Here is a 20640-nt window from a genome sequence, read left to right as displayed (position 1 = left end):
TTTCCCCGCGCATGTCACTCTCCGCGCGTATATCACTCTCCGCGTCCGTTACGGAACCGTGTGAGCCGCTCCGGGCCTCTCTGTCGTATGTCCGCACTATTCTCAGAGGGTTGGTCACGTACGGGGGAGGGTGGCGCGACATGGAGAGGCTCGAACCGTTGGGGGCGGGGGATCCGCAGCGCATCGGGGCGTACCGGCTGCTCGGCCGGCTCGGCGCGGGCGGTATGGGACAGGTGTACCTGGCGCGCTCCGAGCGCGGCCGTACCGTCGCCGTGAAGCTGGTCCGCCAGGAGCTGGCGGAGCAGGAGGAGTTCAGGTCGCGCTTCCGGCAGGAGGTGCAGGCGGCGCGGCAGGTCGGCGGCGCGTGGACGGCGCCCGTGCTCGACGCGGACACGGACGCGGAGATCCCGTGGGTGGCGACGGGATATGTGGCGGGGCCCGCGCTCCAGCAGGTCGTCTCGCACGACTACGGGGCGCTGCCGGAGCGTTCCGTGCGGATCCTCGGGGCCGGTCTCGCGCACGCGCTGCAGGACATCCACGAGGCGGGGCTGATCCACCGCGACCTCAAGCCGTCGAACGTCCTGGTCACGATCGACGGGCCGCGCGTCATCGACTTCGGCATAGCCCGCGCCCTGGAGACCGTCACCGACGGCGGGCTCACGCGGACGGGCGCGCTGGTCGGATCACCGGGTTTCATGGCGCCCGAGCAGGTGCGCGGCGACCGGATCACCCCGGCGTGCGACGTGTTCTGCCTCGGCTCGGTCCTGGCGTACGCGGCGACGGGCGCGCTGCCGTTCGGCACGTCCACCAGCGGCGTGCACGCGATGATGTTCCGCATCGCCCAGGAGGAGCCCGACCTGGACCGGGTCCCCGAGGGCCTGCAGGATCTCGTACGGGACTGCCTGCGCAAGCAGCCCGCCGCGCGCCCCTCGCTGCGGGAGATCCTGGAGCGCACCGGCGCCGAGGACACCCTGGGCGACGGCGGCCGCACCCGCGACCCGTGGCTGCCCGGCGCGCTCGTGGCCCAACTGGGCCGGCACGCGGTGCAGTTGCTGGACTCGGAGGACCCGGACCAGGGGACGCGGGCCGCCCCCGAAGGACCCGCGCCCACGCCGACACCCACGCCCACGCCCACGCCCACGCCTACGCCTACGCCTACGCAGCAGGGCACCCCGGACCCGGTGCCGCCGCCGGGCCAGCCGGGCAGGGCCCAGCTCGACCATCTGCCCACGATGGCCGTCGGCCAGGAAGCGGCGCCGCCGACGCCGGCCCCGGCCGCGCCCGCCTACGGCTACCCGTCGCCGTACCAGCCGCAGCCGGCCGCGTACGGCTATCCGCACGGGAGCTGGGGCCAGACCCCGCCCTACGGTCCGGCCCCGCTCGTCTCGCCGCAGCAGGAGCCGCCGCGCCGGGGCCGGTCCACGGCGGCGCTGATCGCGGTCGCGCTGATAGTGGCTCTCGGCGCGGGCGGCTCGGTCTTCGCCCTGATGAAGGACGACGGCACCGCGGGGTCGCGGGCGGGCGGCGGCACGGCGTCGCCGTCGGGGACGGTCACGGCGTCGGCCCAGCCGGGCCCCGACGCGCCGTCGACCAGTCCGCCGCCCTCCACCGACCAGGGGCAGGACCCGCAGGCGGCCTCGGGCGCGATACCGACGCAGTTCCTCGGCAGCTGGGACAGGACGGACGAGAAGGGCACCGTGTACCGCCTGACCATCCGGCAGGGCGGGCCCGGCGACACCGTCCTGTCGATGACGGCGGACGGTTCGCTGGGGTCCGGCACCACCTACCGCTGCCTGTTCGAGGGCAGCCTGGTGTCGGCCGACGGCGATTCCCTGAACATCGGCCGGACCGACGTGGTGTCCGGCCCCGCCGCGCCCACCTGTGCCCCCGGAGCGGCCAGCAAGCTCACCGTGCTCCCCTCGGGGCAGCTGAACCGCGTCATGACCACCGGCAAGGAAGCGGTGTACGACCAGGCGGGCTGAGGCGGCCGGGCCCGTCCGACGCGTACGCCCCGGCCCGCGCGAGGCGGACCGGGGCGTACGGGGCATGCCCTGTGGGACGTGCCCTCTACAGGAACGAGTTGATCTCGATCGTCTCGTCGCGGCCGGGGCCGACGCCGATGGCCGAGATCGGGGCGCCCGACATCTCCTCAAGGGCCTTCACATAGGCCTGCGCGTTCTTCGGCAGGTCGGCGAAGGTCTTGGCCTTGGTGATGTCCTCGGACCAGCCCGGCAGCATCTCGTAGACCGGCTTCGCGTGGTGGAAGTCGGTCTGCGAGTACGGGAGTTCCTCGACGCGCTTGCCGTCGATCTCGTACGCGACGCAGACCGGGATCTGCTCCCAGCCCGTGAGGACGTCGAGCTTGGTGAGGAAGAAGTCGGTCAGGCCGTTCACGCGGGTCGCGTAGCGGGCGATGACCGCGTCGAACCAGCCGCAGCGGCGGTCACGGCCGGTGGTGACACCCCGCTCGCCGCCGATGCGGCGCAGCGCCTCACCGTCGTCGTCGAACAGCTCGGTCGGGAACGGACCGGCGCCCACACGCGTCGTGTACGCCTTGAGGATGCCGATGACGCGGCTGATCTTCGTCGGGCCGACGCCGGCGCCCGTGCAGGCACCGCCCGCGGTCGGGTTCGACGACGTCACGAAGGGGTACGTGCCGTGGTCGATGTCCAGGAGCGTGCCCTGGCCGCCCTCGAAGAGCACGACCTTGTCGTCGTCGAGCGCCTTGTTGAGGATCAGGGTGGTGTCGGCGACGTAGCCCTTGATCTGGTCCGCGTAGCCGAGCAGCTCCTCGACGACCTGCTGGGCCTCGATGGCGCGGCGGTTGTAGAGCTTGGTGAGCAGCTGGTTCTTGACCTCGAGGGCCGCCTCGACCTTCTGGGTGAGGATCGACTCGTCGTAGAGGTCCTGGACGCGGATGCCGACGCGGTTGATCTTGTCCGCGTACGTCGGGCCGATGCCGCGACCGGTGGTGCCGATCTTGCGCTTGCCGAGGAACCGTTCCGTCACCTTGTCGACGGTCACGTTGTACGGCGTGATGATGTGCGCGTTACCGCTGAGCAGGAGCTTGGACGTGTCGACGCCGCGCTCGTTCAGACCGCTCAGCTCGGAGAGCAGGACCGACGGGTCGACGACGACACCGTTTCCGATGACCGGCGTGCACTCCGGCGAGAGGATTCCGGAAGGGAGGAGATGCAGCGCGTACTTCTGGTCGCCGACGACGACCGTGTGGCCGGCGTTGTTGCCGCCTTGGTAGCGCACTACATAGTCCACGGATCCACCGAGCAGGTCGGTGGCCTTTCCCTTGCCTTCGTCACCCCACTGAGCACCGAGCAGCACAAGTGCGGGCACAGGCGTACACCCCTTCCGGGCGGGGCATGTCCAAGGTCAGGGGCCGCAGCCACTGATGAATGCGTAAGCCTTGGGGTGCCCCGGAATAGACGAAGCCCCTGGCGCAATAGCGCAAGGGGCTCTTGCACAAAGATGCTACCCGAGGAAGCGAGGCAAGGCCGAGGTGGCGGCTTTGGAACAGCCGGCTGACCGGACGGGCGAGGGTCTTTCGCGGCAGGTTCTGGTGCTCGTGGACCCCCTCGCCCGGCGCGCGGACGGGGAGTCCGTGCGGATCGCCAAGGATGTGCTGTGCGCGGGCGCGGCGGCCCGCGTGTGCCTGCCCGAGGGACCGGAGGAATTCGCGAAAGCGCTGGCCAGACGGGGTGCGCGGCGCCCTGTGGTGATCGGCGACGACCGGGCGCTGCTGCGCGCCGTCTCGCTTCTGCACCGGGAGCGTGAGCTGTCCGGAGCGGTGCTCTCGATGATCCCGGTCGGGGGCGCGGTGGCGCTCGCGCGCTCCCTCGGGATTCCGTCCGGGGCGGTCGCCGCGGCGCGCGCCGCGCTCGACGGGGCGGAGCGCCGCCTCGATCTCCTCGTCGACGACAGCGACGGCGTGGTCCTCGGCGAGCTGCGCATCCCGCCGCTCACCCAGCCGTCCGTCGGCGCGGACGGCGCGGAGGGCGCCACCCGGCCGTGGCTGCGCACCTGCCGCTCCCTGGTCCGCACGCTCGCGCCGCGTCCCGCCCGTCCCACGGGCCAGGCCCCCGGCCCCCCGGCCCGGCTGCGGATCGAGGCGGACGGCGCGACCCTGCTCGACCTGGACCAGCCGGTGCGGCACGTCTCGGTGGGCCCGGCGACCGGCACGGGCCTCGCCCGCGTCGAGATCCAGCGCACCCCGGACGCGCCCCCGCTGCGCGCCTCGGCCCGCACGATCACGGTGACGGGCCCCGACTTCCGCTACCGCACGGACACGGTCGCCATCGCGGGCCCGGTCCGGCGGCGGATGTGGACGGTACGGGTGGGGGCGTGGGGGCTGGCGCTGCCCTGATCCTCGCGGAGGCTCTACGGGTTCTACGGGTTCATGATCCGTCGGGCCGGGGCCACGGACGGCCCTCAAGATCCTCGATCGCCCGGTTCAGGCGCTTCAGGCTCGCCGCGAACCCGGCGACCTCGTCCTCGGTCCAGTCCGCCATGAGTCCGCCGATGACCTCGACGTTCAGGCCGCGGTCCTCGTCGAGGCTCTTGGCGCCCTCCGCCGTGACCCGGAACTTGCGGGCGATGCCGCCGTCCGGATCCGGGATGCGCTCGACGAGCCCGGCGCGGAGCATCGCGGCCGTCTGCCGGTTCAGCGTCGAGGCGTCGAGGCCGAACGCCTCGGTGAGCTGGCCGATCGACATGGGTCCGTCCAGCTGGATCCGGCTGAGCAGGATGTACGCGCTGCGGTCCAGACGCCAGCGGTCGGATCTGGCACGGGACCCGAACAAGTAGCCGTGCCGACTGAGCAGCATGGTCTCGAACTCGACCCGCCCCGCGGTCCCGCCGTCCCCGTCCGTCGCCCGGCCGCCCCCTTCCGCCTCGCCCACGTCCCCGCCCGCCTCTCTCCGCCTCGTACCTGCTCAGCAGGTATATCAAGCGGCGCAACCGTTGACCGTGACCGCACGTCCGTCCAGGGCATGGGACAACGCAGGGAAGCAGCTCTCGGATGTCTGACCGTCCTCGCCGGGATCGCGGCCGGGCTGTGGGTGTGGTGGGAGCTGGCGCAAGGGCGCGTCAACCGGTTCGAGACGGGGCCCGACTGGCGGGTGTTCTACCTCGCGCTGCCGGTGTGCCTGGGCGGCGGCACCCTGGCCGGCGCCCTCGGCGGTGTCCTGCTGCACCGGCTTCTCAGAGCGCGACGGGGAGCCCCTCCAGGCCCCTGATCACGAAGTTCGGCTTGCGGGTCGGTTCCGCCGTGAGGTGGAGGGTGGGGGCCTGGGTGAGCAGGGCGCGCAGGGACGCCGCCAGTTCCACGCGGGCCAGGGGGGCGCCGATGCAGTAGTGGATGCCCGCGCTGAAGGAGATGTGGGGGTTGTCGGCGCGGGTCAGGTCGAGGCGGGACGGGTCCGTGAAGACGGCCGGGTCGTGGTTGGCCGAGCCGAAGAGGAGGGCGACCTCGGAGCCGCGGGGCAGGGTGGTGCCCGCGAACTCGATGTCGTCGAGCACCCAGCGTTCGAAGAGCTGGAGCGGGGTGTCGTAGCGCATCAGCTCCTCGACCGCGGTCGGGACGAGGCCGTGGTCCGCTCGGAGCGCCGCCAGCTGGTCCGGGTGGCGGAACAGGGCCCACCAGCCGTTCACCGTCGAGTTGACCGTGGCCTCGTGGCCCGCGTTCAGGAGCAGGACGCAGGTCGAGATCAGTTCCTGTTCGGTGAGGCGGTCGTCGTCCTCGTCGTGGGCGGCGATCAGCGCCGAGACCAGGTCCGTGTCGGTGGGCTCGCGGCGGCGCTCCGCGATCAGGGCCCGCAGATACTCCGTGAACTCCACCGCCGCCCGCACCGCCGCCCGCGCCGTCTCCTCCGGCGGGTTCAGCTCGTACATCCCGCAGATCGCCGCCGACCAGGGGCGCAGGAGCGGGCGGTCCGCCTCCGGGATGCCGAGCATCTCCGCGATGACCGCGACCGGGAGGGGTTCGGCGACCGCCGTGAGGAGGTCGCCGCCGCCGTCCGCGACGAGGCCCGCGACCAGGTCCCCGGCGAGCTTCTCCACGTAGGGCCGCAGCCGCTCGACCGTACGCGGGGTGAACGCCTTGGAGACCAGGCGGCGGATGCGCGTGTGGTCCGGCGGTTCGAGGTCGAGCATGCCGTGGTCGTTGAGGGTGTGGAACGGCTCGTGCTCCGCGGGCGGCGGGGTGCGGCCGAAGTCCTCGTGCGCGTACCTGTGCTGGTACGTGCGGCCGAGCCTGCGGTCCCGCAGCAGCGCCGACACGTCCGCGTGGCGCGGGACCAGGTACTGGCGCGTGGGCTCGAACCAGTGCACCCGCCCGGCCTCGCGCAGCGCCGCGTACGCGGGTACGGGTCGGCCACGAAGGCCGGGGACCACGGGTCGAAGACGGCTCCATCCATGGCATCCATGGCTGGACGCTAGCCCCGTTCAGCCCGGTGTGACCAGACGTGCCTCGTAGGCGAAGACGGCCGCCTGCGTGCGGTCGCGCAGGCCCAGCTTCACCAGAACCCTGCTCACATGCGTCTTGATCGTCGACTCGGCGACGACGAGCCGCTCGGCGATCTCCGCGTTCGACAGGCCCTGCGCGATGAGGACCAGGACCTCCGTCTCGCGGTCGGTCAGCTCCCCGTACGCCCCCGGGTTCTGCACGGCGGGCAGCTTCGGCGTCTCGGCCAGGCGCGAGAACTCGGTGATCAGGCGGCGGGTCACGGAGGGCGCGAGGAGCGCCTCGCCGCTCGCCACCACCCGTACGCCGTCCGCGAGCTGGCGGGCCGAGGCGTCCTTGAGGAGGAAGCCGGACGCGCCCGCGCGCAGCGCCTGGTACACGTACTCGTCGAGGTCGAAGGTGGTGAGGACGAGGACCTTCGCGCCCTCGTCGGCGGCGACGATCTCGCGGGTCGCCTCGATGCCGTTCAGCTCCGGCATGCGGATGTCCATGAGGACCACGTCGGGGCGGAGTTCGCGGACCTTGGCCACCGCCTCGATCCCGTTGACCGCCTCGCCGACGACCTCGATGTCCGGCATCGCGTTGAGCAGGACCGAGAAGCCCTCGCGCACCATCATCTGGTCGTCGGCGACAAGGACCTTGATCATGCGTCCGCCCCGGTGGTGTCGTCGGCCTGCGCCGGGTTGTGCGCCGCGACCGGCACGAAGACCAGGACCTCGTAGCCGCCGTCCGCCGTCGGCCCCGCCGTCATCTCGCCGCTGAGCATCGAGACGCGCTCGCGCATGCCGGTGATGCCGTGCCCGGCGCCGGGCGAGGGCTTGGCGAGGGCGCTCGGGGCGCCGTTGACGACGCGCAGGCCGAGGCCGCCGAGCACGTACGACACCTCGACCGCCGCGTCCGCGCCGGGCGCGTGCCGCAGCGCGTTGCTGAGCGCCTCCTGCACGATCCGGTACGCCGACAGCTCGACGCCCTGCGGCAGCTCGCGCACCGCCCCCGTGACGGTTTTGGTGACGGTCAGCCCGGCCTCGCGCACGTTCTCCAGGAGCTTGTCGAGGTCGGCGAGCGTGGGCTGCGGGGCGTCGGGGGCCTCGTAGTCCTCCGCCCGTACGACGCCCAGGACGCGGCGCAGCTCGGTCAGCGCCGCCACCGCGTTCTCCCGGATCGTGACGAACGCCTGCTCCAGCTCGGGCGGCGGGTTCTCGACCCGGTAGGGCGCCGCCTCCGCCTGGATCGCGACGACCGACATGTGGTGGGCGACGACGTCGTGCAGCTCGCGGGCGATGTTGGTGCGCTCCTCCAGCAAAGTACGCCGGTCGCGTTCGACGGCGGTCACCGTGCGCTCCTGGACGACCTGGCGCCGCGTGGTGCGGTTGACCTGGACCAGGGTGACGATCGCGACCGCGACGCCGGAGAACACCAGCAGCGGGACCGACACCCCGGAGTCCAGGCCGCCCATCAGCTCGCCCGCGACCACCGAGTACACCGCGCTGAGCACCCACATCCAGGCCGCCGTACGGGGCCGGGTGCGCGCCGCGACCACCATCATCACGGCCGTGTGGCCCACGATGCTGCCCGCCGACCACGGGTACAGGTCGTCGCTGGTCACCAGGATGAGCACGGGCGCCGCCGCGAGCGACACCCACCAGGCGAGGACCGGCCGCAGCAGGGTGAGCGCCACCGGCACCGCCGCGATGAGCCCCGCCAGGACGGACACGGACATGTCGCTGTACATGCTGCCGTTCGCCATGCCCACGAAGAACGTCAGCAGGGCCAGCGCCAGCACCACGGCGTGCGGGAAGAGCCCCAGGTGCTTGCGCACGCCGGGCGGGCAGAGCCGGGCCCACGGCCCGTCCGCCGCCGACCTGGGAAGCGGGCGGTAGGCGCGCACGTCGCGGAACAGGTCCTCGCGCAGCCCCCGCAGCGCCGACTGCGCGAGGCTGAACTCGGGGCTGCGGTCTCTGGGCGCCCCTGAGGTGGTGGTCGTCTCGGTCATGTCATCGACGGTACGGTCCGCCGCGCGGCCGGTCGTCCCCAGCGAGACGGGTCTCGGGGGTCCGCCGTGAGGACTACACGGCTCACCAGGCCAGTTGGGCGATCTCCTCCGCGACGACCGCGCACGCGTCCGCCGCCGGGTCGATCAGCGGGAAGTGCCCGACCCCCTCCAGGAGCGTGACGCCGACGACCTCGCCCGCCCTGGCCGCCGCGTCCGCGTACGCCTCCGCGACGGCGACCGGCACGGTCGTGTCGTCACGGCCCTGCACGAGGGTCGTCGCGATGCCGGTGGGCAGCAGCCGCGCCGGATCGGCGTACGGAAGGCGCGCATCGGCCAACTCGTCCTCGCCGCCCAGCAGTTCGCCGACGGCTCCCCCGCACACGCCGAGCTTCCGGGCGAGCCCGAGATCGGCGACCGGCGCGAGCGCCACGACGCCGCGCAGGGCGGGCGGAACCGGGATGCGCCAGGGCGAGTCCGCGGGCAGGACGTGCCGCGCCGCCGCCCACAGCGCGAGGTGGCCGCCCGCCGAGTGCCCGGTGACGACGGTGCGCCGCGCGTCCGCCGCGGGCAGGTGCTCGGCGACGAGCGCGGGCAGCGCGTCGAGCGCGGCGGCCACGTCGTCGAAGGTCTCGGGCCAGCGCCCGGCCGCCGGGGCCTTCGCACCCTGTCGGGGGAGCGGCCGGCCGCGCCGGTACTCCACGCTGGCGACGGCGAACCCGCGCCGGGCCAGGAAGTCGGCGAACGGGCTCAGGTGCGCCCGGTCGAACGCGGTCCGCCACGCGCCGCCGTGCAGGGCGACGACGAGCGGGGCCCCGGTCGCGCCGTTCCGGGGCGTGTAGAGGTCCACGACCTGGTCGGGGTGGTCGCCGTAGGCGGCGGTGGCGTCCGGCGGGACCGCGGGGTGCGAGAAGGCCGACGCCTCCTCCGCCTCGTCGTGCGCGGCGGCTTCGTCCGGCATGCTCCCAACCTCTCGACGTCGCGACGTGAGTGCAAGAAAAACCCTCAGGAGAAATCCTCAGGGGAACCCGCAGGAGAACCCGCGGGAAAAACCCTGGTGCACCAGGAAGTAAGCGGACGCTACCAGGCCGATGACGTGCGCCGACACGTACAGTGACCGAATAAACGGTCCTGCTGTGCCGTTACCCTGCCTGTCATGAGCAGCGACCCCGAACCCGGCACGCTCCGTCCCGGCGGCCGCACCGCCCGTGTCCGCGCGGCGGTGCTCGACGCCGCCGGCGACGTCCTCGCCGAGGAGGGCTTCGACCGGCTCGACCTCGCCGACATCGCGCGCCGCGCCGACGTCGGCAAGACCACGGTCTACCGGCGCTGGTCCTCCCCCACCGGACTCGTCGCCGACCTGCTCGCGCAGATGGCCCAGGAGTCGCTGCCCCGCACGGCGACCGGCACCCTGCGCGGCGACCTCACCGCGAACGCGGAACTCGTCCGGCGGACCCTGTCCGACCCGCGCCAGGGCCCGCTGTTCCGCGCCGTGATCGCCGCCGCCACCTGCGACGAGCGGACCGCCGACGCCCTGCGCCAGTTCTACGAGGTCCGGGTCGCCGAGTGGGCGCCGTCCGTCGAGGAGGCCGTGGAGCGCGGGGAGCTGCCCGCCGGGACGGACGCGGCGGAGGTCGTCCGGGCCGTGTCCGCGCCGCTCTACTACCGCCTCCTCACGACCGGGACCGCGCCCACAGAGGCGGACGCGGCCCGTGCGGTGGCCGCGGCGGTGACGGCGGCCGAGGCGGGCGTGTACGTCGGCTAGCCGAGCGTCTCCGCGAGCACCTTCGCCGCCCGCTCCACCTCCGCGAACCCCAGGTACAGCGGCGTGAACCCGAAGCGCAGCACGTCCGGCGCCCGGAAGTCGCCGACGACGCCCGCCGCGATCAGCTTCTCCATGACGGCGCCCGCGTCCGCGCACCGCAGCGCCACCTGGCTGCCCCGCTCGGCGTGCGCGGCCGGGGTCACCGGCTCCACCCGCCCCGCCGGGACGTAACGCTCGACGCACTCCAGGAAGAAGTCGGTCAGGGCGAGGGACTTGGCGCGCACGGCGTCGACGGACACGTCCGGCCGCGACCAGACTTCGAGCGCCGCCTCCAGGGCCAGCATCGACAGGATGTCCGGCGTCCCGACCCGCCCGCGCACCGCGCCCTCGGCGGCCTCGTACTCCGGCCGCATCCCGAACGGCTCGGCGTGCGAGTTCCAGCCCGGCAGCGGCGAGTCGAAGGCGGCCTGATGCTCGCCGCGCACGTACAGGTAGGCGGGCGATCCCGGCCCGCCGTTGAGGAACTTGTACGTGCAGCCGACGGCGAGATCCACCCCGTGCTCGTCGAGCCCGACCGGCAGCGCGCCCGCGCTGTGGCACAGGTCCCAGACACTGACGGCCCCGGCCGCGCGGACGGCCGCGGTGAGCCCCGGCAGGTCGTGCAGGCGGCCCGTGCGGTAGTCGACGTGGTTGAGCAGCACAGCGGCGGTACGGGGACCGAGCGCGTCCGGCACCTCGCCCGGCGCCACCGCGCGCACCGTGCAGCCGGTCATCCGGGCCGCCGAGGCGGCTATGTAGCCGTCCGTCGGGAAGGTGGCGGCGTCGACGAGTATCTCGTCGCGCCCCTCGCCCGCGAGGCGCACCGCGCCGACCAGCGCCTTGAACACGTTCACGCTCGTGGAGTCGCCGACCACGACCCGGCCCGGCGCGGCGCCCACCACCGGGGCGATCAGGTCGCCGATCCGCTCGGGCGCGGTCCACCAGCCGGACTCGGTCCAGGACCGGATCCGCAGTTGCCCCCACTCGCGGCGCACGACGTCGTCGAGGCGTCCGGGAACGTTGACGGGCAGCGCGCCCAGCGAGTTCCCGTCCAGGTACACGACATCGTCCAGCACGAAGTCGGCCCGCACGGCCGCCAGTTGGTCGGCCGCGTCCAGGGTGCGCGCCCGCTCGTACAGGTCAGACATGGGACCTCGCCGTCCACAGCTCGGGAAAGACGTTCTTCTGCGCGCGCTTCTCCAGCCACGCCACTCCGGCGGAGCCGCCGGTGCCGGTCTTGGCGCCCATGGCGCGGCGCGTGGCGACCAGATGGTCGTTGCGCCAGCGCCACACCAGCTCGGCGACGTCGGTCAACGCCTCGCCGAGCCGCGCGAGTTCGGACGACTCGTCACCCGCGTACAGCGCCGTCCAGACGGCCTCCACCTCGGGCGACGGCTCGTAGCGCTGGGACACGTCCCGGTGGAGGACGGAGCGCGGGATGCGGTGGCCGCGGCGGTCGAGGAGGCGGAGCACCTCGTCGTAGAGGCTGGGCTCGTGCAGCGCCTTCTCCAGCTCGTCGTGGACGCGGGGCGCGCCGCGGTGCGGCACCAGCATCGACGCCGACTTGTCGCCGAGCAGGAACTCCATGCGCCGGTACATCGCCGACTGGAAACCGGAGCCCTCGCCCAGCGAGGAGCGGTACGAGTTGAACTGGGCCGGGGTGAGCCCCGCCAGCGGTCGCCACGAGGCGTTCAGCGCCTCCAGCTCGCGGCGCGAGCGCTTCAGCGCGGCGACGGCGGTCGGCACGTCGTCCTGGGTGAGCGCGCGGGCGGCGGTCTCCCACTCGTGCACGATGACGGTGAACCACAACTCCATGACCTGGGTCGTCACGAGGAAGACCATCTCGCCGGGGTCGTCCGAGCGCAGGTGCTGGAGGTGGGTGAGGACGTCGGCCTGGACGTAGTCCTCGTAGGGCGTGGTGCCCGCGAAGTCGAGATGCGGCGCGTCGGGGGTGTCCGCCGCTGAGGAGGTGCCGGGCGCCGTGGAGGCGTGCTCTCCGTGATCCGCGTCGTGGGACATCGCTGTCTCCTGATGTGTACTCCGGGTAGCGGTCCGCCCTGCCGTTACCGGCACGGGGCCCCGGTCCCCACCTCGCATCCTTCACAATGGTCCCCCGGAACGGCAAGGCCCGCCTGGTCACAGGCGGGCCTCACACACGGTGACCGCTAGAACCTCCGCCCTAGCCGAGGGTCTGCGCCGCCGTCTCGGACGAGTCCTTCAGGAACTGCGAGCAGCGCTCGTACTCCTCCTGCTCGCCGATGGCACCGGCCGCGCGGGCGAGGGCGTGCAGGGCGCGCAGGAAGCCGCGGTTCGGCTCGTGCTCCCACGGCACGGGCCCGTGGCCCTTCCAGCCGCTGCGCCGCAGCGCGTCGAGCCCGCGGTGGTAGCCGGTACGGGCGTACGCGTACGACTCGACGACGCTGCCCCGCTCGAACGCGGCGTCGGCGAGCTGCGCCCAGGCGAGCGAGGAGATCGGGTACTTCGCGGCGACGTCGGCCGGGGGCGTGCCGCCGGCGAGCAGCTCGCGCGGCTCCGGGTCGTCGGGCAGGTGGGTCGGGGGCGGTCCCCCGAGCAGGTTCTCGTGAAGGCTCATGGTTTCCAGTCTGCGCCATCGGGGCGGCTGTCCTCCACGCCGGTGATCAGTCACGCCCCGTGACGGTGCGCAGGGCGCGCACGAGCGCGTCCGCGCCCGCCTCCGCCTTGCTCCGCGGACAGCCGACGTTGAGCCGGATGAAGCCGGGCGCCCCGTACGTCCCGCCCGGCATGACGGCGACCTTCTCCTGCTCGACGAGGACGCGCTGCAGCTCGTCGTCGGCGGTGACGCCGAGCGGCCGCAGATCGATCCAGGCCAGGTAACCGGCCTGCGGCGGGCGCCACTTGAGCTCGGGAAAGGCGGCGTCGAGCCGTTCCTCGAGCAGCCGCAGGTTGCCGTACGTGTACGCGCGCAGGGCGTCCAGCCAGGCGCCGCCCTCGCGGTAGGCGGCGATGTGGGCGGTGAGCGAGAGCACGGCCGGGGAGGCGAGCCCCTCACCGGTGTCCATGCGGCGCACGAACTCGGCGTGGTCGTCCGGATCGCCGACGAACCCGTAACTGCCGCTCAGCGCCGGGAAGTTGAAGGACTTGGTCGCGGAGGTGACGAGCGCCCAGCGCAGCCCGTCGGCGTACCGGGTCCACGGCAGGTGCGTGTACCCGTCGTGGGTGAGGTCGGCGTGGATCTCGTCGCTGATGACCGCGACGTCGTGGGTGCCCGCGAGGTCGGCGAGGCGGCGCAGCTCGGCGTCGGTCCAGATGTGCCCGGTCGGGTTGTGCGGGGAGCAGAGCAGGAGCACGCGGCTGTCGGTCCTGGCCAGCTCCCGCTCCAGGCCGGTCCAGTCGTCGAGGCCGACGGTGCGCAGGTCACGGCCGAGCCCGGTGACGGCCTTGCGGAACCCGTCATAGTGCGGGGTGTGCAGGACGACCCCGTCGCCCGGCACGGTCCACATGCGCAGGAGCTGCGATATCTGGTTGAGGACGGACGGCCCGTAGACGAGCCGGTCGGTGTCGACCTCGGTGGCGTACCGGGTGCGGAACCAGTCACGGATGGCGCCGCGGAAGGCGTCGTTGCGCCAGTCGGTGTAGCCGAACACGCCGTGCGCCAGGCGGGCGTTCAGGGCGGCGAGCACCTCGGGCGCGCACGGGAAATCCATGTCGGAGATGGTGAACGGCAGCAGGTCGGGGACCGGGAAGCGGTCCGTGATGCCGTCCCACTGCACGCACCAGGTGCCGTGCCGGTCGACCGGGATGTCGAAGTCGTACGGGCCGGTGTGGTCGTTCGTCACTGAAAGGCACCTCCGGGCATGGCACGGGCCCGGTACCCCCGGGAGAAGCGGGAGCGCCGGGCCCGTGCACGGACTGGTACGGGTGTTACTTGATGCGGGTACCCGTGGAGCGCAGGCTCTCGCAGGCCTCGACGATGCGGGCGGTCATGCTCGCCTCGGCCTTCTTGCCCCACACGCGCGGGTCGTACGTCTTCTTGTTGCCGACCTCGCCGTCGACCTTCAGGACGCCGTCGTAGTTCTCGAACATGTGGCCCGCGATCGGCCGCGTGAAGGCGTACTGGGTGTCGGTGTCGAGGTTCATCTTCACGACGCCGTTCTCCAGCGCGGTGCGGATCTCCTCCAGGGTGGAGCCCGAGCCGCCGTGGAAGACGAAGTCGAACGGCTTGGAGCCGGCCGGCTTGCCGTACTTCTCGGCGACGCCCGCGTTCAGCTCGGCCAGCAGGTCGGGGCGGAGCACGACGTTGCCCGGCTTGTAGACGCCGTGCACGTTGCCGAACGAGGCGGCCAGCAGGTAGCGGCCCTTCTCACCCAGGCCGAGCGCCTCGACGGTGCGGACCGCGTCGTCGACCGTGGTGTAGAGGTTGTCGTTGATCTCGTGCGAGACGCCGTCCTCCTCACCACCGGTCGGGGTGATCTCAATCTCCAGGATGATGTGCGCGGCCTTGGCCTTGGCGAGCAGCTCCTCGGCGATGGAGAGGTTGTCGGCGAGGGTCTCGGCCGAGCCGTCCCACATGTGCGACTGGAACAGCGGCAGGCCGCCGTTCTTGACGCGCTCGGCGGAGATGTCGAGCAGCGGGCGCACGTACCCGTCCAGCTTGCCCTTCGGGCAGTGGTCGGTGTGCAGCGCGATCTTGTTCGAGTAGCGCGCGGCGGCGACGTGCGCGAACTCGGCGAGCGCCTGGGCGCCGACGACCATGTCCTTCACGCCCTGGCCCGAGAGGTACTCGGCGCCACCGGTCGAGATCTGGATGATGCCGTCGCTCTCGGCCTCGGCGAAGCCCTGGAGGGCCGCGTTGAGGGTCTGCGTCGAGGAGACGTTGATGGCCGGGTAGGCGAACTTGCCCGCCTTGGCCCGGTCGAGCATCTCGTTGTACTGATCCGGGGTTGCGATGGCCATCTGCCGACTCCTCGTGAAGCGCGCGATTGCGGGTTTGGGTAGTTCAGGTGTTCCGACCGGTGGTCCGACCCTCACCAGGCACCATGGGGTGACAAGCACCATGGGGTGACATCATCGTCGCCCCCATCTTTCCAGACTTGTGCCGGAGCTGAGGTGTGGGCCTAGTCCAGGCCCAGCTCGTCCTTGCCGAACGCGTACAGGTACGGGACCCCGGCGCCCTCGGTGATCTTCTCCGCGGCGCCGGTCGCACGGTCCACGATGGTGGCGACGCCGACGACCTCGGCGCCCGCCGCGCGCACGGCCTCGACGGCGGTCAGCGGCGACCCGCCGGTCGTGGACGTGTCCTCGACGACGAGCACGCGGCGGCCCTTGATGTCCGGGCCCTCGACCTGGCGCTGCATGCCGTGCGCCTTGGTGGCCTTGCGGACGACGAACGCGTCGAGCCGCTGCCCGCGGGCGGCGGCGGCGTGCAGCATGGCACCGGCGACGGGGTCGGCGCCCATGGTCAGCCCGCCGACGGCGTCGTACTCAAGGTCCTCGGTCAGGTCGAGCAGCACCTGCCCGACCAGCGGCGCGGCCTCGCCGTCGAGGGTGACGCGGCGCAGGTCGACGTAGTAGTCGGCCTCAAGACCGGAGGAGAGCGTCACCTTGCCGTGCACCACGGCCTTGTCCTTGATCTGCTGGAGCAGCGCCGCGCGCACGTCGTTCGTCGTCATGGCTACGAGCTTAGATGCTGCTTTTACAGGCGCCGCCAGGTCCAGGTGGTGCCGGCCTCCAGCGGCTCCACCGGGGTGACGAGCCGCGGCTCCGTGTTGAGCCCGTTCGGCGGCCCGGTCTGCGGCTCGACGCAGACGGCGGCGTCCTGCTCGTCGTAGACGACGACCCACTGCTCCCGGCTCTTGACGTTCACTTCCAGCGCACCCGGCCAGGTCAGCGTCACATCGACCCCGTCGGGCATGCCGAAGCAGTCGTCCCAGGGGCCGGGCTCGATGCCCACGCGGCGCCCGGTGGGCAGGTGGTCGTCGCCGCGCTCCTCCTGCCAGGCGGGCTCGAAGGCGATCCGCACGTCACCGCTGTTGTCGACGCCTTCCAGGTGCCGGTTGAACCACGGGTGCCAGCCGGCCTGCGCCGGGAACGAGTCGCCGTACGTCTCGATGCCGAGCGTCAGCGTCAGCGAGTCCTCGGTCAGCGCGACGATCTGCGTGACGCGCCCCGGGTAGGGCCACGGGTCGGTCAGGTCGTACGTGAACACCGCCTCCGAGCCGCTGACCCGCGCGGTGGTCCATTCGGCGTCGCGGCCGAAGCCGTGGATGGCGTGCGGCGGCGAGTTCAGCGGCATCTGGTGGACCTGCCCGCCGTCCCGGAACCGCCCGTCCCTGATCCGCCCGCACCAGGGCACCATCGGGAAGCAGCCGTACCGCTCCCCCTGCCGGAGCAGTTCGGTCCCGGCGATCTTTAGGCTGCTGATCCGGCAGCCGTTGCCCGGCGCCACGGTCACTTCCGCGTCGCCCGCGGTCAGCGTCGTCTCCTGAGTCGTCACGACGACTGACCCTATGCGGCGGGTGGCTAGTGCCGCCTGCGCAGGGCCCGCCCCACCACGATCGCGGACGCCAGCGCGAGCGCGGCGGCGGGCGCGGCCCAGCGCAGGGTGGCGCTCGCCGTGACGCCCTCGGGCGCGGGCACGGGCGCGTACCGGCCGCGCGGCGGCGCGTGGTCGACCTCCTCGGCGCTGCGCCCGATCATCGTGCGCCGGGCGTGCGCGGCGGCGGGCTCCGCCGGGAGGTCGGTGTCGTCGTCGTCCGGGGCGGGTTCGAGGCCGGACGGGGGGACGTCGGTGTCGTAGAGGGAGGGGCGCGCGGGCACGCTGTCGTCACCCTCGTCGTCGGCGTCGGCGATGCCGCTTTCCAGGCTGTCGTCCGTGTCGTCGTCCATCGCGTCGTCCGGCTCGTCGTCCGAGCCGGGCTCCTGGCCTGCCGCGCCGAGGTTCCCAGCGAAACGGTTCAGCAGCCGGTTGGCCGCCGAGGTGACCGCCTCCTGCGAGAATTCGGCGACCCGGCCGTCGCCGGAGGCCGTACCGGCGAACGTGAGCAGGGACCCCCCGTCGGCCGCGACGACCCGGGCGGTCAGCGCGAACTCGACCCGTCCGGTGCCGCGCGCCTCCGCGCCTTCGCCGGTGACCGCGTAGGAGCCGTCGGGGGCCTCCACGACGCGGACCGCTCCGCGGTAGGTGATGGTGTGGCCGTCGATACGTACCTTGAGGCGGCCACCCTCACCCGCCGTGTCGCGCTGGAACCCGGGCAGGGCCCTCTCCACGCGGGACGGATCGCAGAGCACCGCCCGAAGGGACTCGGCGGGAACCGGAACGAACACCTCATGCTCCATGGCACCCGAGCGTAGCGACTCCGTCGGGGGTGGGCGTCTTGTTCGGGGGCGCGGATGCGGATTCGTTTTGCCTGCAACTTCGTCGTGGCTGGTCGCGCAGTTCCCCGCGCCCCTGGTGCATGCGGCTTCGCCGCAGCCCCGCCCGCCCCTGGGACGGCGCACGAAGTGCGCGTCCCGGGGGCGCGGGGAACTGCGCGACCAGCCACGACGCACGGCGCACCCGGCAACGCACCCATTCCCCACGGCGGGATGCCGTTTGTCAGGGGCGCGGGGAACTGCGCGCCGTCAGTCGCCATAGCGCGGGTGCACCAAGGTCGACGGTGGATACGGGTGGGCCGGGCCCGGCACGGGCCGGACGGACGGGAGCCGAGGAAGGACGCGGCCGGCCGCGACGAAGGCCGCCGGACCACGCTCGCCCCGGTACGCCACCACACGCAGACCCGCCGCCCGAACGGACGACACCACGGTCCAGAACCGCCCGGAGACGGCCCCGCCGGCCACCACCACCCGCCCCCGCGGAGCGCTCAGCACGCGCGACACCAGCCCGTAGAACTCCACCGAGTAGAGCTTCGTACTCCCCGTCCGCCCCGGATCGGGCAGATCACAGATCACCACGTCGTACCGCCCCCGCGGCACACCCCCACCCCGCAACAGCCCGAACACGTCCCCGGTCCGCACCGCCACCCGAGGATCGGCGAGCGCCCCCCGATTGAGCGCCCGGAGCCCCGGATCCGTACGGGCGAGCCGGACGACCCCGGGATCGGTGTCGAGGACGTCGACCTGGCGCACTCCGGGCCACCGGAGCACTTCCCGGACGGCGAGCCCGTCGCCCCCGCCGAGGACGAGGACCCGCGCTCGGGGCCCGCCCCGCATCACGGGCCCGACCAGCGCGGCATGCCGCCGCGCCTCGTCCCGCCCGCTGACCCGCAACTGCCCGTCGAGGTAGAGGTCGAGCGGCCGTCCCCGCTCACCGCCGGTGAGGACGACCTCCTGCACGGCGGTCCGCTCGGCGACCCGGACGTCCGCCCCGTAGATGGCCTGCCGAGCGGCCCGCTCGAAGTCGTCGACGCGGACGAACGCGGCGGCGAGCACCCCGAGCACCAGCACGTTCACCACGAGCAGCACCCGCCGCCCCCGCACGCTGAGGTCCCGCCGGAGCAGCCCGAGCACGAGCGCGCCCCCGGCGACCGCGTTGACCGCGCCGGTCAGCAGCGCCCCGGTGAGCTGCCCGAACATCGGCAGGAGCAGGAAGGGGAAGGCGAGGCCGCCGACGAGCGCGCCCACGTAGTCCGCCGCGAACAGGTCGGCGACGGCGCCGCCCGCGTCCTGCCGCCGGATCCGCTGGATGAGCACCATGAGCAGCGGCACCTCGGCGCCGATGAGGACGCCGATGGCGAGCGAGAACCCGATGAGCAGCCATCGCGGGCTGTCGCTCCAGATCCCCGCGGCACCGGCCCCGCCGTCGGCCCACGCGAACACGGCGTACAGCGCCATCGCGCTGAACCCGCCGACGAGCGCGAGCGCCGCCTCGACCAGCCCGAACCCGGCGGCGGCGCGCGGCCGCAGCCGCTTGGCGGCGAGCGAGCCGAGCCCCATCGCGAAGACCATGAAGGAGAGCACGACGGACGCCTGGGTGACCGAGTCACCCATCAAGTACGAGGCCAGGGCGACCAGTTCCAGCTCGTAGACGAGTCCGCAGGCCGCGCAGACGAAGACGCAGACGAGGACGAGGAACCGGCCGGTGCCCGGCTTCACCGGGAGCGGGGCCCGGCCGTGCCCGCCCGGCGGCCGGGTCGTCACTCCGCGCCTCGCGGGCGGCGCGGACACGTGCGGTTCGATCACGGTGGGAACGCTACGTCACCGTCCGAGCGCTCCTCGTCACCCACACGTGTGGAACGGGCGCACGGCACGCATACTCCCGCCAATGTGGGCATGGCGCTCTACAGCGCGGCGACCGGCATCCGTACGCCCACCCGGCTGCGGGTGGCGACGAGTTGGCCGTCCTGCGGATAGGCGTGCCAGGTGCGCCATTGCACCTGGCCCTCGTGGTACTGGGCGAGCATCGCCGTGAAGGCGTGCGGGGAGCCGGGGAAGACGCCCGCGAGCCCGTTCGGATGGTCGGCGACGAGGGCGAGCAGCTCCTGGGCGCGCCCCGCGAACTGGCCCTCGGTCAGGTGCTCGACGTGCGCGGCGAACTCGTACTCCCAGTCGCCGACGCGCTTGGCGACGCCGAGCGGGAGCGGGGTGCTGCTGCCGGGGATGCAGGCGACGGTCTCGGAGCAGCTGCCGTGCTCCTCGTCGAGCAGGACTTGGTGGGAGGCGCCGAGGAGCCGCAACTCCAGTTTGGCGCCGCTGAGTTCGAGGTCGAGGGTGGCGAGCGCGGGGAGCGGCTCCCGGCCCAGGGCCCAGGCCAGATCGGCCGCACTCGTGTCGGTGTACGCGGTGTTCAGGGTCGTGAGCATGGGTCGGCTCCGCAAGCGCGCAAAGGAGGTGGGGCCGGCTGTGTCGATGGGACCGGCTCGTGCCCACGCGGACGCGTTGAGACGCAGTACGAGGGCGCTGAGTTGACGGTTAAAGGGAATCATGGGCGTCGTCGCCCTCACAGCGTTTTTACCCAACTTCGGAGGGTTTCCATCCCCCCGAGGGCTCCCCAGTTCAACTGTTCAACTGCCTTAGCGGGCTTCCCCGCCCCACACCCCTCTGCCGGGTGTCAAGGGGAACACACGTGCCTGCGGCCCGCGCGGACCGACTGCCCCGTGTCAGTCGCCTCCGCGCGGGCCGCAGCCCGGGCCCGGCGTCAGCTGCCGCCGCCGCACCCGCCCCCGCCGCCGCACGACGAGCCGCCGCCCCCGCAGGAGCTGCCGCCGCACGAAGATCCACCGCCGCAGGAGGAGCTGTCGCTCCCGCACGAGGCGCCGCCGCCCCCGCTGCTGCTGCTGTCAGCCCACCAACTGTCGCCGCTCCCGCGCCCCCGTCCCCCTCGGCGGCCCCGCTGGGGCGCCATACGCGCTCCGGCCCGGCTGACTCCCCTGGCCGCCTGCACGATGGTCATGA

Annotated in this window: 19 protein-coding genes and 1 pseudogene; 4 read left to right on the top strand and 16 right to left on the bottom strand. The window is 72.9% G+C overall.

Annotation, left to right across the window (positions count from 1 at the left end):
• The first annotated feature begins 140 nt into the window (after positions 1-140).
• Positions 141-1982, top strand: a complete 1842-nt coding sequence (locus tag N5I75_RS28605; protein WP_476682026.1) for a serine/threonine-protein kinase — start codon at positions 141-143, stop codon at positions 1980-1982.
• Positions 1983-2067: 85 nt separating this feature from the next.
• On the opposite strand, the gene N5I75_RS28600 is transcribed toward N5I75_RS28605, so the two are convergent.
• On the bottom strand, positions 2068-3351 hold the full coding sequence (locus N5I75_RS28600) for an adenylosuccinate synthase (protein ID WP_476682025.1): 1284 nt from the start codon (positions 3349-3351) through the stop codon (positions 2068-2070).
• A gap of 163 nt (positions 3352-3514) precedes the next feature.
• Between N5I75_RS28600 and N5I75_RS28595 the strand changes: the two genes are divergently transcribed.
• Entirely contained in the window at positions 3515-4378 is an 864-nt protein-coding gene (locus tag N5I75_RS28595) for a diacylglycerol kinase family protein (protein ID WP_476682023.1), read from the top strand.
• A 31-nt stretch (positions 4379-4409) separates the two neighbouring features.
• Here N5I75_RS28595 and N5I75_RS28590 read toward each other — a convergent pair whose 3' ends face one another.
• Positions 4410-4838 (bottom strand): MarR family winged helix-turn-helix transcriptional regulator, encoded by a 429-nt coding sequence (locus tag N5I75_RS28590; RefSeq protein WP_476682359.1) that lies wholly within the window; start codon positions 4836-4838, stop codon positions 4410-4412.
• A gap of 165 nt (positions 4839-5003) precedes the next feature.
• On the opposite strand from N5I75_RS28590, the gene N5I75_RS28585 reads away from it, so the two are divergent.
• Positions 5004-5249, top strand: coding sequence for a hypothetical protein (locus N5I75_RS28585; RefSeq protein WP_476682021.1), 246 nt, complete (start codon positions 5004-5006; stop codon positions 5247-5249).
• On the opposite strand, the pseudogene N5I75_RS28580 reads toward N5I75_RS28585, so the two are convergent.
• The 4 genes and pseudogenes from N5I75_RS28580 to N5I75_RS28565 form a co-directional block, all read right to left on the bottom strand.
• Positions 5215-6437: pseudogene (locus N5I75_RS28580) on the bottom strand (cytochrome P450). The gene N5I75_RS28585 and the pseudogene N5I75_RS28580 overlap by 35 nt on opposite strands.
• A 19-nt stretch (positions 6438-6456) precedes the next feature.
• Positions 6457-7122 (bottom strand): response regulator, encoded by a 666-nt coding sequence (locus N5I75_RS28575; protein ID WP_476682019.1) that lies wholly within the window; start codon positions 7120-7122, stop codon positions 6457-6459.
• Positions 7119-8468: a sensor histidine kinase gene (locus tag N5I75_RS28570; RefSeq protein WP_476682017.1), complete on the bottom strand. Its 1350-nt coding sequence runs from the start codon at positions 8466-8468 to the stop codon at positions 7119-7121. The genes N5I75_RS28575 and N5I75_RS28570 overlap by 4 nt, the downstream gene beginning before the upstream one ends.
• An 82-nt stretch (positions 8469-8550) precedes the next feature.
• On the bottom strand, positions 8551-9426 hold the full coding sequence (locus tag N5I75_RS28565; RefSeq protein WP_476682015.1) for an alpha/beta hydrolase: 876 nt from the start codon (positions 9424-9426) through the stop codon (positions 8551-8553).
• A 195-nt stretch (positions 9427-9621) separates the two neighbouring features.
• Between N5I75_RS28565 and N5I75_RS28560 the strand changes: the two genes are divergently transcribed.
• Positions 9622-10230, top strand: coding sequence for a TetR/AcrR family transcriptional regulator (locus N5I75_RS28560; RefSeq protein ID WP_476682013.1), 609 nt, complete (start codon positions 9622-9624; stop codon positions 10228-10230).
• Here the strand turns inward: N5I75_RS28560 and kynU are convergent.
• The 10 genes from kynU to N5I75_RS28510 all read right to left on the bottom strand — a co-directional run bounded on the left by kynU (position 10227) and on the right by N5I75_RS28510 (position 20048).
• Positions 10227-11417 (bottom strand): kynureninase, encoded by a 1191-nt coding sequence (gene kynU / locus N5I75_RS28555; protein WP_476682011.1) that lies wholly within the window; start codon positions 11415-11417, stop codon positions 10227-10229. The two genes, N5I75_RS28560 and kynU, sit on opposite strands and share 4 nt — an antisense overlap.
• Complete coding sequence (locus N5I75_RS28550; protein ID WP_476682009.1) at positions 11410-12288, bottom strand: tryptophan 2,3-dioxygenase family protein; 879 nt, start codon at positions 12286-12288, stop codon at positions 11410-11412. Before N5I75_RS28550 ends, kynU begins: the two co-directional genes overlap by 8 nt.
• A 160-nt stretch (positions 12289-12448) precedes the next feature.
• On the bottom strand, positions 12449-12862 hold the full coding sequence (locus N5I75_RS28545; protein WP_476682007.1) for a DUF3151 domain-containing protein: 414 nt from the start codon (positions 12860-12862) through the stop codon (positions 12449-12451).
• A 46-nt stretch (positions 12863-12908) separates the two neighbouring features.
• A complete protein-coding gene (locus tag N5I75_RS28540) occupies positions 12909-14087 on the bottom strand; it encodes a MalY/PatB family protein (protein ID WP_476682005.1) in 1179 nt (392 codons plus the stop codon).
• 85 nt (positions 14088-14172) lie between these two features.
• Positions 14173-15204: a class II fructose-bisphosphate aldolase gene (gene fbaA / locus N5I75_RS28535; RefSeq protein ID WP_476682004.1), complete on the bottom strand. Its 1032-nt coding sequence runs from the start codon at positions 15202-15204 to the stop codon at positions 14173-14175.
• 161 nt (positions 15205-15365) lie between these two features.
• A complete protein-coding gene (gene pyrE / locus N5I75_RS28530; protein WP_476682002.1) occupies positions 15366-15920 on the bottom strand; it encodes an orotate phosphoribosyltransferase in 555 nt (184 codons plus the stop codon).
• Between the two features lie 23 nt (positions 15921-15943).
• Positions 15944-16744 carry an aldose epimerase family protein gene (locus N5I75_RS28525; RefSeq protein WP_476682000.1) on the bottom strand — a complete coding sequence of 267 codons (801 nt, stop codon included), beginning with the start codon at positions 16742-16744 and terminating at the stop codon, positions 15944-15946.
• A 26-nt stretch (positions 16745-16770) separates the two neighbouring features.
• The gene (locus N5I75_RS28520) at positions 16771-17586 is read right to left on the bottom strand and encodes an SRPBCC family protein (RefSeq protein WP_476681998.1); all 816 of its coding nucleotides are present in this window, start codon (positions 17584-17586) and stop codon (positions 16771-16773) included.
• A 285-nt stretch (positions 17587-17871) separates the two neighbouring features.
• Positions 17872-19428 (bottom strand): polyamine aminopropyltransferase, encoded by a 1557-nt coding sequence (locus tag N5I75_RS28515; protein ID WP_476681996.1) that lies wholly within the window; start codon positions 19426-19428, stop codon positions 17872-17874.
• 98 nt (positions 19429-19526) lie between these two features.
• Positions 19527-20048: a DUF2617 family protein gene (locus N5I75_RS28510; protein ID WP_476681994.1), complete on the bottom strand. Its 522-nt coding sequence runs from the start codon at positions 20046-20048 to the stop codon at positions 19527-19529.
• Between the last annotated feature and the right edge of the window lie 592 nt (positions 20049-20640).

The sequence above is a fragment of the Streptomyces sp. R818 genome (assembly GCF_056172735.1).
The sequence above is the reverse complement of the archived record's forward strand: the minus strand, read 5'-3'. Positions and strand labels throughout refer to the sequence as shown.